This is a genomic window from Bradyrhizobium erythrophlei (genome assembly GCF_900142985.1).
Lineage (GTDB): Bacteria > Pseudomonadota > Alphaproteobacteria > Rhizobiales > Xanthobacteraceae > Bradyrhizobium > Bradyrhizobium erythrophlei_B.
Window position 1 is genome coordinate 3,484,117 of the sequence record NZ_LT670849.1, and the last position, 14,683, is coordinate 3,498,799.

The 14,683-nt window shown below is 62.3% G+C and carries 11 protein-coding genes and 1 pseudogene; 7 read left to right on the forward strand and 5 right to left on the reverse strand.

Annotation, left to right across the window (positions count from 1 at the left end):
• Positions 1 to 9 precede the first annotated feature (9 nt).
• Positions 10 to 252, reverse strand: a pseudogene (locus BUA38_RS38610) (CarD family transcriptional regulator); the annotation flags it as partial.
• Between the two features lie 211 nt (positions 253 to 463).
• Here BUA38_RS38610 and BUA38_RS16275 point away from each other — a divergent pair.
• Together BUA38_RS16275 and BUA38_RS16280 are read left to right on the forward strand one after the other, a co-directional pair.
• Positions 464 to 1,468 carry an ABC transporter substrate-binding protein gene (locus tag BUA38_RS16275; RefSeq protein WP_072819186.1) on the forward strand — a complete coding sequence of 335 codons (1,005 nt, stop codon included), beginning with the start codon at positions 464 to 466 and terminating at the stop codon, positions 1,466 to 1,468.
• A gap of 162 nt (positions 1,469 to 1,630) precedes the next feature.
• Positions 1,631 to 1,942 carry a hypothetical protein gene (locus BUA38_RS16280; protein ID WP_072819188.1) on the forward strand — a complete coding sequence of 104 codons (312 nt, stop codon included), beginning with the start codon at positions 1,631 to 1,633 and terminating at the stop codon, positions 1,940 to 1,942.
• Between the two features lie 39 nt (positions 1,943 to 1,981).
• On the opposite strand, the gene BUA38_RS16285 is transcribed toward BUA38_RS16280, so the two are convergent.
• Positions 1,982 to 2,986: an ABC transporter substrate-binding protein gene (locus tag BUA38_RS16285; RefSeq protein WP_072819189.1), complete on the reverse strand. Its 1,005-nt coding sequence runs from the start codon at positions 2,984 to 2,986 to the stop codon at positions 1,982 to 1,984.
• A 456-nt stretch (positions 2,987 to 3,442) separates the two neighbouring features.
• On the opposite strand from BUA38_RS16285, the gene BUA38_RS16290 reads away from it, so the two are divergent.
• From BUA38_RS16290 to BUA38_RS16305, 4 genes are all read left to right on the forward strand, one after another.
• On the forward strand, positions 3,443 to 4,414 hold the full coding sequence (locus tag BUA38_RS16290) for a Bug family tripartite tricarboxylate transporter substrate binding protein (protein ID WP_072826167.1): 972 nt from the start codon (positions 3,443 to 3,445) through the stop codon (positions 4,412 to 4,414).
• A 64-nt stretch (positions 4,415 to 4,478) separates the two neighbouring features.
• Positions 4,479 to 5,606 carry a threonine synthase gene (locus BUA38_RS16295; protein ID WP_072819191.1) on the forward strand — a complete coding sequence of 376 codons (1,128 nt, stop codon included), beginning with the start codon at positions 4,479 to 4,481 and terminating at the stop codon, positions 5,604 to 5,606.
• Between the two features lie 60 nt (positions 5,607 to 5,666).
• Entirely contained in the window at positions 5,667 to 6,353 is a 687-nt protein-coding gene (locus BUA38_RS16300; protein WP_072819193.1) for a hypothetical protein, read from the forward strand.
• A gap of 359 nt (positions 6,354 to 6,712) precedes the next feature.
• Positions 6,713 to 9,322, forward strand: coding sequence for an EAL domain-containing protein (locus BUA38_RS16305; RefSeq protein ID WP_072819195.1), 2,610 nt, complete (start codon positions 6,713 to 6,715; stop codon positions 9,320 to 9,322).
• A 37-nt stretch (positions 9,323 to 9,359) separates the two neighbouring features.
• On the opposite strand, the gene BUA38_RS16310 is transcribed toward BUA38_RS16305, so the two are convergent.
• On the reverse strand, positions 9,360 to 10,805 hold the full coding sequence (locus BUA38_RS16310) for a hypothetical protein (RefSeq protein WP_072819197.1): 1,446 nt from the start codon (positions 10,803 to 10,805) through the stop codon (positions 9,360 to 9,362).
• A 269-nt stretch (positions 10,806 to 11,074) separates the two neighbouring features.
• On the opposite strand from BUA38_RS16310, the gene BUA38_RS16315 reads away from it, so the two are divergent.
• Positions 11,075 to 12,448: an MFS transporter gene (locus tag BUA38_RS16315; RefSeq protein ID WP_083587600.1), complete on the forward strand. Its 1,374-nt coding sequence runs from the start codon at positions 11,075 to 11,077 to the stop codon at positions 12,446 to 12,448.
• Between the two features lie 13 nt (positions 12,449 to 12,461).
• Here BUA38_RS16315 and BUA38_RS16320 read toward each other — a convergent pair whose 3' ends face one another.
• Both BUA38_RS16320 and BUA38_RS16325 read right to left on the reverse strand, forming a co-directional pair.
• A complete protein-coding gene (locus BUA38_RS16320) occupies positions 12,462 to 13,673 on the reverse strand; it encodes an FAD-dependent oxidoreductase (RefSeq protein WP_072819201.1) in 1,212 nt (403 codons plus the stop codon).
• Positions 13,670 to 14,656, reverse strand: a complete 987-nt coding sequence (locus tag BUA38_RS16325; RefSeq protein ID WP_172806032.1) for a Bug family tripartite tricarboxylate transporter substrate binding protein — start codon at positions 14,654 to 14,656, stop codon at positions 13,670 to 13,672. Before BUA38_RS16325 ends, BUA38_RS16320 begins: the two co-directional genes overlap by 4 nt.
• Positions 14,657 to 14,683: the final 27 nt, after the last annotated feature.

Genomic DNA, 14,683 nt, shown 5'->3' on the forward strand with positions numbered 1-14,683 from the left:
CATCTTGCTTTTCGCAAAATGGATCACGAAAAATTCCAGGCTGGCGCCCGCAACCGTTTGAACCTCGATCGCCGTTATCTGGCCGACGCCGTGACCGGGATAGACGACAAATTCGTTTTTCCTGAACCCGAGAGCGTCCGCCGTCGACTGGACCAGGCTCCCATCGCTTTCAACCGTGAAATCTATTCGGGCCTCTCGCCCCTGATCCGCACCATCGAGCCTTCGAAGTTCAAGATTCATTTTGAAGAGCATCCATCGTTCGAGATCGGCGATCCCGCAAGTAGCCCGATCACTAATAAGCTGCCAGGCAGACAGCTTCTACGTCGATGATGCAGATGATACGATTACGTTGAGGTCTGTGCTTTCCCGGCAACTTGTTCCTGGCCGTTGAACTCAGCAACAGATCCGTAGATTTGCGGAATTGCGTCAAGTAACGCGATTACTGCAACGAGGGAGAGGAAGCATGAGGGCTCGGCTGGGTCTGCCGTTGCTGCTGCTGGCGTTTGTCGTGCAGGCGTCGTTTTCAGCGTCGCAAGCCGCCGAAATCCGCATCGCGGAGCAGTTCTCGATCGGCTATCTGCAATTCAACATCATGAAGCGCGATCGGTTGATCGAAAAATATGCACAGCGACGCGGTGTTGAGGACGCCAAGGTGAGCTGGATGCGCTTCAACGGTCCCTCGACCATGAACGAAGCGCTGCTCTCCAACTCGGCCGATGTGGTCGCGGGCGGCGTGCCGGGCCTGATCACGCTGTGGGACAAGACCAGGGGCACTGCCCAGGAAGTCAAAGGCATCTGCCCGTTGAGTACGCAGCCGTTCCTGCTCAATACCAGCCGCGAGGCGGTCAAGACGATCGCCGACTTCGGCGACAAGGACCGCATTGCGTTGCCCTCCGTCAAGGTATCGGTCCAGGCCGTCGTCCTGCAAATGGCGGCGGCGAAAGCCTTCGGCGAAAAGAATTTCGCCAAGCTTGATCCGCTGACGGTTTCGATGCCGCCGCCGGATTCCACCATCGCGCTGATGGGCGGGGCGGGGAGTATCACCGCGGTCTTCAGCGTGCCGCCGTTCCAGTTCCAGCAGCTTCAGCAGGCCGGGATCCATACCGTGCTGTCGTCGTTCGACGTCGTCGGGCCTCACACATTTTCGGTGGCCTGGACCACGTTACGCTTCCACAAGGACAATCCCGAGCTCTACGGCGCTTTTCTCGACGCCGTGAAGGAAGCCACTGGTATTATCGTTGCCGATCCGAAAGGCGCGGCGGAAAGCTGGATCAAGGACAGCAACTCCAAACTCAATGCGGATGTCGTCGCAGGAATCATCGGCGGCAAGGACGTGACCTGGACGCAGACGCCGCAGGCCAACATGACCTTTGCCAAATTCATGCATCAGGTCGGTTCGATCAAGGCGAGCCCGGAGAGCTGGAAGGATCTGTATTTCTCCGAGATTCATGACTTGCCGGGAAATTGAGCAGCGGCTCGGGGTGTGAATCCGGTGCTTCGCCGATCACTTAAAATTTTATCCAACGGCTAACTGGCAAGTAACCGCCATCGCATTTCGCACGCCGCGCTTAGGCCGGTGTTTATGGCGCCGGCTCCATCATGCATTCGTTGTTGGAGGGGTGGAAACAAGATGTCCATTGCAAAAGAAACTGCCATTGCGGTGCCGGCGCTGGCCGCGTTGCTATTCGTTAGCCATATTTATCTCGGCCCTGCCGAAAGCTACCGCGAAGTTACCGCCGTCCCCACGACGTGGCTCGGTATGGCCATTCCGGATCAGCGCTTTCTCGCCAAGGACTTGATCACCGGCCGTGCATCCAGTGCCGACGTCGATGCGGATACGCCGTCGCTCGAACAAAGGCCGTCAAGCGATTTGACGCCGGAAGCCCGGATCAAGGGCGTATTCGTCCAGTTCGTGCCGGGTGGGCGCCGTCCCGCAACTTAGCTCGCGCGAATGCCGGCCCGTCGCGCCAAACCTGGCTATCTATTTCTTCTCTGAATAGAGGCGTGCGATGTAGCCCGTTCGATCGAGCTCGTTCACGAAGGACGGGTCCGACAGATCTTTGGCCTCCAGCGGTGCGGCCGCCGGATATTGCTTCTCAACGAAGCCCTTGAGCCGGGTCATCTCGTTGAAGAAGGTCGGGTCCGGTGACGCCCGAAATAACGGCACATAGTAAGCGTGGACCTGCTCGACCGCCTTGCGGTCATCGATCTGCAAAAAGCGTTGCAGCAGCGGGATCGCGAGTTCGGGCTTTGTCTTGAACAACGCGATCGTATCGACAAGCGCCGCAACGATGCTCATGACAAGTTCGCGATTGGTCCCAATCAGCCGCCGGGTGGTCACGATACCGCCCGCGCCGGAGCTGATGCCGCCGAGCACATTCCAGCCGAACTCGTTCTCGCCGAGGAAGCGCAGATCAACCGGCAGATAGCCCGCCGCGACCTCGCCCTTGCCGAGCGCCTTGTAGATCCCCTGAAACGATCCGAGCGAGACGAGATCAGCCGAAACGCCCCACTTCTTCAGCATCGCTTCGACCGCGCGTCCGTACTGCCCCGTGGCGTCGAGCGCGCCGATGCGCGCGCCTGCCAGCTGCTCGGGCTTCGTGATGTCACGCCGTCCCATCAGGAAGGCGACGTCGTGAAGCTCGGCCGGCGTCAGGATCAATACCGGGTCCTGTCCCTGCAGCACGCCCTGAATGACTGGAAGATCACCGGTATGACAGAATTCCCAATCGCCGCGGACCGTCCCGCTGGCGGCCCGAGGGCCGCCGGTCTCCACCATGACAGTGACGTCGAGGCCATGGCGTTGAAAAAGCCCGGCCTCGGCGCCGATCGATATCAGGCTTTGCAATGCGGCTCTTAGCCCGGTTGCGGCGCGAATTTGAGTGGTGCCGCCGCTTGCCGGCAGTTGCGGCTGCTGCGCCCATGCGGGGAGCGACCACGCGATCGGTGCGCCGCCAACGAGGCCGATGAATTCGCGCCGTTTCATTCTGTCCCCCCGGAGGTCGGACAGCCCATTCATTGTGCAACACATAGCACATATTAGTGGAGTGGATTTGACATTCGCTACCCACCTGGCCACGAACGCCTTAGGCGAATGTCAAATCCTAAACTCCACTAGAAACATAAGTTTGCAGTGGTCCTACGATTCTAACATTCGCAAAAGTGGCCGTTGAGAAGGGATGCGAATGTTAGAATCGGACCACTGACCTTCTGAAAATCCGCTGGCATCGAAGGCTCATCAAAGATGACTCGCCGTACCCTGCGCGCAGTGCATGGCTATACGAAAAAACCAAGCGACATCGCCCTCGACAGCTGTTGGGGTTGCGCTAACCTCTCTCCTAATGACGTGGCGACGGCCAAACGACATCGAGGCGCTGTGGGCCTATGTCACCTTGGGCGAAAAAAAATAGCGATGCCGTCGCGCATCACAGGGGAGGTGACGATGAGGTCGGTGATCGCCGCAATCGCGGCCGTTCTTTTGTGCGCGCACACCGCCGCGGCGCAAAACTTCCCGAACCGGTCGATCACGCTCGTCGTCGCGGCAGCGGCCGGAGGCACGACGGATGTGCTGGCCCGGATCGTGGCCCGGCGCATGAGCGAAGACCTCGGTCAGTCTGTCATCGTCGAGAACGTGACCGGCGGCGGTGCCACGGTCGGCACTCGCCGCGTAGTCCGCTCGGACGCCGACGGCTACACGCTGACCTTCGGCAATATGGGCTCGCTGGCCGCGAATTTCTGGCTCTTTCCGAACCTCGGCTTCGATCCGCGCCAGGATCTCGCAGCCGTCGGTCTTGTCGCGATCGTGCCGATGGTTTTGGCCGTGAGCAAGAAGAGCGGCATACGCGACATGGCCGGCCTGATCGCCGCGCTGAAGGCGAAACCGGGCGCGCTGAATTTCGGCCATGCGGGTCCGGGCACGACCACCCATCTTGCCGCCGTCACCTTTCTGCATGTCACGGGCACGCAGGCCCACGACATCCCCTACCGGGGCTCGGCTCCCGCGGTCAACGATCTCGTCGCCGGCACGATCGACGCCGTGATCGACCAGACCGTCACCATGATTCCGATGCATACTGGCGGCAACGTCACGGCGATCGCGACCTCAAGCTCCACCCGGCTCGCCCAGATTCCGGACGTGCCGACTTTCGCGGAGGCCGGCGTGCCCGCTTTCGACCTGACGGTCTGGAACGCGATTGCGGCACCCGCCGCCACGCCGCGGCCGGTGCTCGAACGCCTTGAATCCTCGCTCAAGACAGCACTCGCCGATCCGGACCTGCGGCAGCGCTTCGCCGAACTCGCAGCCGACATACCCCAGCCCGACCAGATCGGCGCGGAGCCGCTGCGGCGGTTGATCGCCTCCGATATCGAACGCTTCGGCCCGATCATCAAGGCCGTCGGTGTGAAGTTGGAGTAGCAGCGTACGGCTCGCGCGAATATAAACCCAGGCATCGTTTGTCGAGCAACTATTCGGAGCCTCCATGCCTGCGGCCAGCTACGTCGATCCTCGTAATGGAAGAACCTATCCGCTGGATGTGCCGCGCTGGTGCTCCGATGACCGAACGCCGCTGCTTGTCACACCGGGCGCAGGCATCTCACGCGACGACATTGATAGCCGCACCCGATCGCTCTGGCGATACAGGGCGGCGTTGTCTGCCGATATCGCGAAGCCGATCACGCTGGGTGAGGGATGCACACCGCTCGTCGAGCAGGAGTGGGGCGACCTTCGTCCGTTCTTCAAGCTGGAATGGTTCAATCCGACCGGCTCCTTCAAGGACCGTGGCTCGGCGGTCATGTTGTCCTTTCTCCGGCGGATCGGCATCGATGCTGTGCTGGAAGACAGTTCGGGTAACGGCGGGTCCTCGATGGCGGGGCTCGGCGCGGCCGGAGGCATGCGCGTCAAGATCCTGGCGCCTGCGTCGACTTCGCCTGCGAAGATTGCGCAGGTGCGCAGCTACGGCGCGCAGGTGCAGTTGGTCGAGGGGCCGCGCGAAGAGTCGGAGGCAGAAGCGATCCGCCAATCGAACGAGACCTTCTACGCCAGCCACAACTGGCAGCCGTTCTTTCTGGAGGGCACGAAGTCGTTCGCTTACGAACTGTGGGAGGACCTGGGATTCCGCGCCCCGGATAATGTCATCATGCCGGTCGGCGCGGGCTCTAGCCTGCTCGGATGTGCGTTCGGCTTCCGTGAATTGATGAAAGCCGGCCAGATCGCGAAACTGCCGCGTCTCTTCGTGGCGCAGCCGCTCAACTGCTCGCCAATCGATGCGAGCTTCCGTGCCGGCGTCGACACGCCCGTCGCGCGCGAAGTTCACAAGACCATCGCCGAAGGCACCGCGATCAAGCATCCGATGCGCTTGCGCGAGATCATCGGCGCGTTGCGCGAGAGTGGTGGCGGCACCATTGCGCTGACGGAAGAAGAAATCGTCATCGCCTTACGTCGGCTGGCGCGACAGGGATTGTTCGCCGAGCCGACCAGCGCGAGCGGAGCCGCCGCTTTGGACAAGTTGGCAGGAACCGGCGCGATCAAGGCGAACGAAAACACCGTGGTCATCCTCACCGGCACCGGGTTGAAGGCGGCATCCGCCGTCGCCGATCTGGTACGGTGAGTAGTTTCGATGAACCCTGAAAAGTCCGGGGTTCGCGTTGCGCAGTTGGGAGAAGGCCTGATGGCATTTCGTGTCTTGATCATAGGTGGCACGGGGCAGGTGGGAGCGGCCGTGGTGCGCGCGCTCGCCGCGGAGCCATCCTGCACTGAGGTCGTGATGGTCAATCGCAAGGCGATTTCCCTGCCGACTGATCCCCGTGTACGCAGCGTAACTTTAGATACGGCGGCAGCCGAATTTCCGGCCGAAGTAACCAGGCTTGCGCAGGCCCTCGTTGCGCAAGGCGATCCGGTCTATGGCGCATCCTGTGTCGGCGTCGGCAGAGGCAGCATGAACTGGAGCGAGGAGCAATTAAAGGCGCTCGAAATTGGCGTGGTCGGGGGCTTCGCCCGCGGCTGTCTCGCCGGAGGCATCACCCGGTTTTCGCTGCTCTCGGCCGCGGGAAGCAGCACGAAAAGCCGAATTCGCTATGCGCGGATCATGGGGTTGAAGGAAGAGACGGTTCAGGGAACGGGCTTCCAGCGCCTCGCGGTTTTTCGCCCCGGTATTATCGCAGGCAATGCGCACACGCCGGGCTATGCGGCCTGGCTGGGGCGTCTCGTTCCCGGCTCTTTCGGCACGATTGAGCAGGACGATATCGGCCGCGCCTTTGTCGCTGAATTCGTCGATAGCCCCGCCCCAAGCGGGGTCGTGTATCTCGATAATGCGGCGATGAGGCAGATGTCTCGCGCTCTCACTGTCCACCAATGACCTGAAGGGGCGTGACGACCTCGCCGGTTTCCTTCATTCGCGCCCCTGACTGACGGTCCGTCTTCGCTCTCATTTCATTTGAGCTACGCCGGACACGCTTCGGTCTTGCATGGCTGTGCCACGCGTAGCCCGACTTGTCCGCCGAAGCTCGGAGAGCGAAGGCGGAAGGGCGAAGCGTGGTAGCGAATTTTTAACGATAATTTCTTTCCGGCGCGGGGTGCGGGGTTGCACAACTCTTTAAATACCCTTGGGGCGATAGGCTTTTCCGCAAAGATGGTGTCCCCTTTGTTTGGTGCATGATCTTTCGGAAGACCGCTACACACTTTTCCGGATCATGCCTTGGCGAGATCAAGCCCTAGATGTCCGTGTACGAGCGACCTGCAGTGGAAAATTCCGACGTCCTGCTGGCCGCCCTCGAGCGGGCGAACGATGCTGTCGTGATCCTGGATCAGGATCATCGTATCACGCATTTCAACGCCTCGGCTGAGCGGATTTGGGGGCTGGCCCGCGCTGAGATTCTGGGCCGGCCCGCCAGCCTGCTCGGCCTCAACGACCTCGACGACGGCGCGAGAGCCGAACGCACGATCACGCGTCCCGACGGCGCCCGTCTGCGCGTCGCGCTGTCGCTCTCGCATGTCACATCCGGCGAGGCGCCACGCACGACTGCGCTGGTACGGGACATTACGCCTGAGCTCGAGCTGCGCGAGCGGCTGGCGCTGCACGTGATGATCGCCGACGGGACCAATCGCGCCGTGGTCATCGTCGATCGCAACATGAAGGTCGTCTACGTCAATGCCACCTTCGTTGGCATGTTCGGCCACAGCATCGAGCAGGCCGAGGGCCGGCAGATGGGCGAGCTGCTCGCCGGGCCCCATACCGATCGCTCCGTGCTGAAGCGGTTGCAGCGCTGCATCGGATACGAAAGCGGTATGGACGAGGAAATCCTCGCCTATGACAGCAAAGGCGAAGAGATCTGGCTCGGCGCCCACGTCAAGGCGTTCCGCAATGCCCGTGGCAAGGTCAAGTACATCGTGGCGCTGCTCGCCGATATCACCGAAAGCCGGCAATTATGGTCGTTGCAGCAATTGATCATGACGGCGCTCGCCGACGAAATTCCGATTACGGAAATCGCCGATCAGCTTTGCCGGCGCGTCGAGGAGATTGCGCCGGACGTTGTTTCCTCGCTGCTCCATATCGACGCCGAGGGACTGGTTCATCCGTTGGGTGGCCCGAGCCTTCCCGACGACTATTCCCGCGCACTGGACGGGATTGCGATCGGACCCGAAGTCGGCTCCTGCGGATCGGCGGCCTTCCATGGCAGAGCGGTACTTGCCATGGACATCGACAGCGATCCGCGCTGGCAGCCCTACAAGACGAGGCCGCTGGAAGTAGGCTTGCGGGCGTGCTGGTCCTCGCCGATCAAGGCCAAGGACGGCCGTGTGATCGGAACCTTCGCCTTCTATTTCAGGGAATGCCGCGCCCCCTCGCGCTGGCATGAGCGGATCGTCGAGGCCTGCGTTCGCCTCGGCGCGCTTGCGATCGAGCGCAAGGAAGCGCGGGCCCAGATCGCGCAGCTTGCCTATTACGACACGTTGACCGGCCTGCCCAACCGGGCGCGCCTGCGGCATCTGATCTCGGAAGCTCTCGCCTCCGTGTCCGGCGGGAAGAACGTCGCGCTGGCCTTCCTCGATCTCGACAATTTCAAGGACGTCAACGATTCGCTTGGACATTCCGCCGGCGACGAGATGCTGGTCGAGTTCGCGCAGCGGCTGCACGCGCAGGTCCAGCCGGGTGACGTGCTGGGGCGTCTCGGCGGCGACGAATTCGTGATTCTGCTTCCCGAGCGCGACGCTGCGGGAGCCTCGCTGGTGGCTTCCCGGATCATGGAAGCGCTAAGCCTGCCGCTCAAGTTAGGGGCGCGGCAAGTGCCGGTTTCGGTCAGCATGGGTATCAGCATCTATCCGGATAACGCGACCAACCTCGACACGTTGATACAGCAGGCCGATGCGGCGATGTACAAGGCCAAGCAGGCCGGCCGCGCCACCTATCGTTTCTTCAGCGCCGACATGAACCGGCTCGCCGAGCAACGGCTGGCCCATAGCGCGGCGCTGCGTGCCGCGCTCGCGAGCGGCGGCCTCACGCTGCACTATCAGCCGCAGATCAGGACCAACGACGGCTCCTTGCAGGGCGTCGAGGCGCTGGCGCGCTGGCATGACCCGGTGCTTGGCGATGTCTCGCCAGCGAAATTCATTCCGCTCGCCGAGGAATGCGGGCTGATCGAGCAAATCGGATTGTGGTCGATCCGCGAGGCCTGCCGGCAAATGGCGCAGTGGCGTGACGCGGGCCTCGACATTCCCTGCGTGTCGGTCAATCTTTCTCCGATCAATTTCCAGAACGCAGGCCTTGCTTCCGTCGTCGCCGAAACCCTGGCGGCGTTCGGTTTGCCGCCGGAAGTCCTGATGCTCGAGGTCACCGAAAGCGTGTTCCTGAACGAGCACTCGGTGGCGATCGAGACCATGAATGCGATCCGCAAACTCGGAGCGGGGCTGTCGCTCGACGATTTCGGCACGGGTTATTCGAGCCTGAGCCGGCTCGCGCATCTGCCGATTCGCGAATTGAAGATCGACCGCAGCTTCATGTGCGATCTGGAGAGCGATCCCGCGGCGCGCGCCATCGTGACGACCGTGGTGCGCGTCGGGCAGAGCCTGCAACTCACCGTCGTCGCCGAGGGCGTCGAGACCGAAGGGCAACGAAATCTGCTGTCCATGCTCGGATGCGATGTCATCCAGGGATTCCTCTACGCGCCCGCGCTGTCGCCGTCTGCCTTCGGACGCTGGCTGCTCGACCATAGCGCTACCGAAGCGAGCGCCATGCTGCGAAGCGTCGGCCGTTCGATCTCGGCGCGGCCATCCGGCGGCGCTCATGCGCGCAGCCTGCCGAACCAACCGGCATCCGCTATTGGCGCTTAGCGGACAATGCAGGTCGCCGACGCTTTAAGGGCGCTTCTTAATCCCTGGCGAGAGATTGAATTGAGTCGATACGCGGCACATACACGACGATTCCGTCTCGCGCATAGATACGCTGCCACATCTTGCTGTGCGCGAGTTCTTCGGTAATCGGGGCATTGCGGCCCGTATCAAGCACGAAGGCGGCGGGGTTCCACCTGCGTACGACGTCCGCCAGCGGGACGATGCCGCTCTTGATGTCGCCATCGTAGCCCCACTCCTCGCTCGAATAGCGGTAGTAGCGCCCGTCGTAGGCGACGCGCCAGTCCGGATAGCCAGTATCGATGATGACCCCGCCGAACAGCAGGTCGTTATAAACGGTCCCACGTATGTGTTGATCGCGCAGCACTTGCACCGCGGCGAGCGGCAGGATCTTGCCAAAGCGCGTCGGTGCGATCTGCGGCGTTACGACGGCGACCAGCAAAAGCGACGCAAGGACCGTGACGGCCTCCGATCGTGCGGGGCGCGCGACAGGCGCCGCCACCGCGCGCGCAATGACCGGCACCATCGCGACGGCCCAGAACACCACAAAGCGGTAGGCCGCCAGCGTCATCAAGCCGAGCCCGAGCGCGATCGCAATCTCGACCGGGTCAAAGCGCCGCTGGCGCGCCACCAGCCTGGCTGTCAGCAGCGCCACGACGACGACCGGCACGGCGATCAAAAGGTTGGTGGGATCCCACAAGGGCAGCCACTCGGTCGCGCCGATGGCCATGCTCATCTCGGCGTTCGCAGCGGAAGTCGCGATGATCGAAGTCCCGTCAGGGGTAGCGAAGATCGCCGCCACGCCGATCAAGGCGAGCATCATCGGCACGACAGGCAGCGCGCTTCGTCCGCGCAGCCATCCTACCGCGCCGGGCAACGCGGCGAAGCCCATTGCCGCCACACCCACGCTCACGGAAGGATGCAGGTTCTGCCATGCGACCAGGAGCGGCGCGCCAAGGGCGATCGTCAGCGCCGGTTTCAGCTCAAGCCGTCGCAGCGCCAGCAGCAGTCCGAAACACAGGCAGCCGAAGCTTTGCGGTCGAACGCTGGCGGTGGGCACCGCGGCCAGGAACGCGAGACTGAGCGCGATAGTGACCGCGAGGAGCGACGCGCCGCGAAGGCGGCAGGCGATGGCAACCGCCCCGAAGCCGCCGAGCCAGCACGCCGCATCGAACACGCGCAGGAAATTCCAGCCACCGATCTGCCGCGCCAGGGCCATGACCACCTGCCCGGCCCAGGCCACGGCGGGAACTGGCTCGCCGATGTGTAGCGCAGCGAACGGCTCACCTGGTAGCGGCCCGCCGCTGCTTAGGATGAGTTCGCCCAGCTTGAGCTGCCAGAAAATGTCGGGGTCCCATACCGGGCGCAGCAGCAGCACGAGCAGCATTGCGGCAGGCACGAGTGCGAACACGAGATGCGTGCTTGCTGTCCAGTCGCCGCCTTCGCCGCGATTTTGCTCGATCATCTGCTCGTCCGACCTCGGTCCACAATTCATTAATTCGACGTGAACGGACCCGCAGGCGAAACTGCATTAAATCCATCAACCCGACGTTAAATCGCTATATAAAAGCCGAAGGACGTGTGGCTCCGGGGCCGATTTGTACAAGGTAGCGTTAGGAAAACCTCGCTCCGACCCTTCTCAACCAGACATGAACGGATAGTATCTGGCTCGCATTGGGCGAGAAATGAAGCGGCACGACTTCATCACCGGCCAGGCAGGGGAGGTCTTCAATAATGTCCACGGAAACAGCGCAGCCGCGAACTGCTGCGGGCGAGCGGACGCATGTCCGCGTCTGGATCTGCGCGCTGATCCTGCTGCTGTCGACCGTGGCCTATGCCGACCGCTCCATCCTTTCGATCTCGGGGTCCGGTATCAAGGACGAGTTCGGCCTGACCACGGTCCAGCTCGGCTTCGTGTTGTCGGCGTTCAGCTGGGCCTATGTCATCGGCCAGGTTCCGGGCGGGCTGATACTGGATCGCTTCGGGACCAAGCGGGTCTACGGTGTGACGCTCGTCATCTGGTCTCTTGCGACATTCCTGCTCGGCTTCGTCGGCAAGTTCGCCAGCGGCGCGGCAGGTGTCGTTGCGCTTCTGTTCGCGCTGCGCTTCATCCTTGGGTTCATCGAGGCGCCGAGTTTTCCGGCCAACGCCCGCATCGCAGTCATGTGGTTTCCCAAGCTCGAGCGTGGCCGCGTCACCTCGCTGTTCGCTTCGGCTTCCTATTTTGCGGTCGGCATCTTCTCGCCGCTCGCCGGCTGGCTGGTGTCGAGCTTCGGCTGGCCCTGGCCCTTCTTCGTCCTGGGTGCGATCGGCTTTGCCGCTGCGTTCGTCTGGGCCTGGTTCATGCATGAGCCGCGCCGCCACCCGATGATGTCGCAGGCGGAGCTTGACCACATCATCGCCGGCGGTGCGCTGGTGGACATCGATGATAGCGAAGAACTGCGGACCAAGCCGCACGTCTCCGGCACGGTCGTGAAGGCACTGCTGACCAGCCGCATGCTGTGGTGCGTCTATCTCGGCCAGTACGCCACCATTGCGCTCAGCTACTTCTTCATCACCTGGTTTCCGATCTACCTGGTGCAGGCGCGTCACATGGACATCATGTCCGCCGGGTTCGCCACCGTGGCGCCGTCGTTGTTCGGCTTTGCCGGCGGCATTTCGGGCGGCTGGATTTCCGACGACCTGATCAGGCGCGGCTGGTCGGTCACCTTTGCGCGCAAGACGCCCTACATCGTCGGCATGTTCGCCGCTTCGAGCCTGATCCTGGCCGCGTTTGCCGACAGCAACATCCTGATCGTCGCGCTGATGTCGTTCGCGTACTTCGCCAAGGGCCTCGCCGCCGGTTCCGGCACCTGGGCCGTGGTCACCGACACCGCGCCAAAGGAGGCGGTCGGCCTCGCCGGCTCCATCTTCAACTGCATCGGCAACATCGCCGGCATCGTGACGCCGATTGTGTTCGGCTACATCGTGGCGATGACAGGCGGCAATTATGGCGCCGGCCTCTACTTCGTCGGCGCGCATTGCATCGCGGCCGCGCTACTGTTCCTGTTTGTGATGGGCCGCATCGAGCGGGTGGGCGGCGAGGAGCAGCCCAAGCCCGCTATGTAAAGGCCGAGCTGCCTTAAGCGGCAGCCTGGGTTTTTCGGACGCTTTCCAGAAGCGACGTGCGCATGAGAAAGGCGCGATGCGCAACAGGTTCGGCTGCGGTACGACGCAGTGTCTCGAAGTTGGCCGCGCGCATCGCGGCATCCTTTTCTTCCAGCCGCTTTTTGTTGGCGATGGTCTGCTGCTGAACATATTCGATGTTTATCGGCCGCCGGATCGCGTCGTAGAGGGCCAAATCGCTTTCCGGCCGCTCGCCTAGCATCACGGCGGACAGTTGCCGTGAAAGTTGGATCGCATCGTGAATGCCGCAGTTCAGGCCGAGACCGCCGATCGGATTGTTCACATGCGCGGAATCGCCCGCCAGAAACACGCGCCCGTTGCCGAAGCTCGCCGCGACGCGCTGATGAACGCGATAGATGTTGCGGTGAAAGATCTCGTAAGGACCCGTCTTCGGGAAAAATTTCTGCAGCCGCATCTCGGTGGCGTTTTCGTTGAGCACCTCGTCGTCCGTCTGACCTGGCTGGGCCGGAAACACGGCTCGCCAGCGGCCCTTGCCGTCGTCGCCGGCCACCTTGAACAGATTGGCCCACTCGTCGGGATCGGAGAAATAGGCGCGAAACGCTACGCCGTGTTGCGCCGCAAAATCAAACGGCGTGGTCAGAACCAGAAACCGCTCCGGAAATGTGTAACCGTCGAACGCGATGCCGAGTTGCTTGCGTACGGTCGAACGCCCGCCGTCTGCCCCGATCAGATAACTTCCAAGATGCGTTTGCGTGCCGTCTTTCGTTTCGATCGTCGCCTCGACCCGATCATTGAAGTTGGCAACCGCGCTGACCGGTGAGGAAAACGTGACCTCTGCATGGGGAAAAGCTTTGAGCCGCTCAAGGCCAAGCCGGGCAATCTTGTGCTGCTCACACTGCACGACGAAGGGAAAAGGGGTATCGTCCGAGAGGATGGCATGGTCGAACTCGGCGACCAGTCGCCGCGCCGGCCGATCCCAGAACTGAAAAGTGCGTGCGACCAACCCTTGCGCGAGCACATCGTCCAGCAGGCCAAGCGCAGCCAGCATTTCGAGCGTCGCAGGATGCAAGGTCGAGGCGCGGGGAGCGTCGTTGACATCGGCCTCCGCCTCGAACAGGCGTACTGGAATCCCGCGTTGTGCCAGGGCCAGCGCCGCAATGACGCCCACCGGCCCCCCGCCGGCTATCAGGACGGGATCATCGCTCATTTCGCGTCGTCCTCCTGCTTCACCCCGGCCGCATCGAGGGCCTCGGTCCAGACCGGGATGTCTTTCGCCAGCATTGCCTTGTATTCCGCCGGTGTGTTGCCAAGCGGATCGACGCCGTAGTCGGCAAGCTGGCTTGCAAATTTTGGATCCTTCACCGCGGCTCCGACCTCACGAGCGACCTTGTCGATGATGTCCTGTGGTGTTCCGGCCGGCGCCATCAAACCGTTCCAGGTGAGCACGTTGAAGTTCGGGTATCCGGATTCGGAAACAGTCGGCACGTTCGGGGCCAGCGGTGAGCGCGCTTCGGACGAAATTGCGAGCATCCGCACCGTACCGCCATTGGCCTGTGCCAGCGCATCGGACAGATTGGAAAACATCGCCATAACGTGTCCCGCCATGACATCGGTGAGCGCCGGTGCATTGCCCTTGTAGGACACATGGACCATCTCGAGACCAGCCCGCTTGAGAAACAACACCATCGAGAGGTGGTTCAGGCTGCCGATGCCGGCTGAGCCATAAGACAGCTCGCCATTATGTGCGCGCACGTAATCCACGAATTCCGGCAGTGTTTTGACCGGAATGTCCTTGTTCACCACCAGCGCGAACGAATTGGTCGCAATGTTGCTGATGGGCGCGAAGTCCTTCTGTGGATCGTAACGTACTTTCGACATCGCCGGCACGATCGCCATCACCGGCAGCGCAGCGACGAACAGGGTGTAGCCGTCCGGTGCCGCTCGTTTCGACAGCTCCGCCGCGATCGCTCCGCTCGCACCGGGACGGTTTTCTACGATAAACGGCTTGCCGAAGGCAGCGCCCAGACGCTGCGCGGTCATGCGGGCGATGCCATCGGTGTTGCCTCCCGCTGCGAAAGGTACGATGACGGTCACCGGCCTCTGTGGCCAGGCTTGCGCCAGCGCGGCCGAGGATATTCCCGCGGAGGCGATACCCATGGCCACGAGAAATATTGTCAGTTGAGAGCGCACGGTCCATCTCCGCTGTCTGAAAAAGTC

Bases quoted from the DNA above. Each gene is read 5' to 3' on its own strand.
- BUA38_RS16300 (WP_072819193.1), top strand. From the start codon at position 5,667: ATGGCATTTCGTGTCTTGATCATAGGTGGCACGGGGCAGGTGGGAGCG.
- BUA38_RS16280 (WP_072819188.1), top strand. From the start codon at position 1,631: ATGTCCATTGCAAAAGAAACTGCCATTGCGGTGCCGGCGCTGGCCGCG.
- BUA38_RS16310 (WP_072819197.1), bottom strand. From the start codon at position 10,805: ATGATCGAGCAAAATCGCGGCGAAGGCGGCGACTGGACAGCAAGCACG.
- BUA38_RS16295 (WP_072819191.1), top strand. From the start codon at position 4,479: ATGCCTGCGGCCAGCTACGTCGATCCTCGTAATGGAAGAACCTATCCG.
- BUA38_RS16290 (WP_072826167.1), top strand. From the start codon at position 3,443: ATGAGGTCGGTGATCGCCGCAATCGCGGCCGTTCTTTTGTGCGCGCAC.
- BUA38_RS16285 (WP_072819189.1), bottom strand. From the start codon at position 2,986: ATGAAACGGCGCGAATTCATCGGCCTCGTTGGCGGCGCACCGATCGCG.
- BUA38_RS16320 (WP_072819201.1), bottom strand. From the start codon at position 13,673: ATGAGCGATGATCCCGTCCTGATAGCCGGCGGGGGGCCGGTGGGCGTC.
- BUA38_RS16305 (WP_072819195.1), top strand. From the start codon at position 6,713: ATGTCCGTGTACGAGCGACCTGCAGTGGAAAATTCCGACGTCCTGCTG.
- BUA38_RS16275 (WP_072819186.1), top strand. From the start codon at position 464: ATGAGGGCTCGGCTGGGTCTGCCGTTGCTGCTGCTGGCGTTTGTCGTG.
- BUA38_RS16315 (WP_083587600.1), top strand. From the start codon at position 11,075: ATGTCCACGGAAACAGCGCAGCCGCGAACTGCTGCGGGCGAGCGGACG.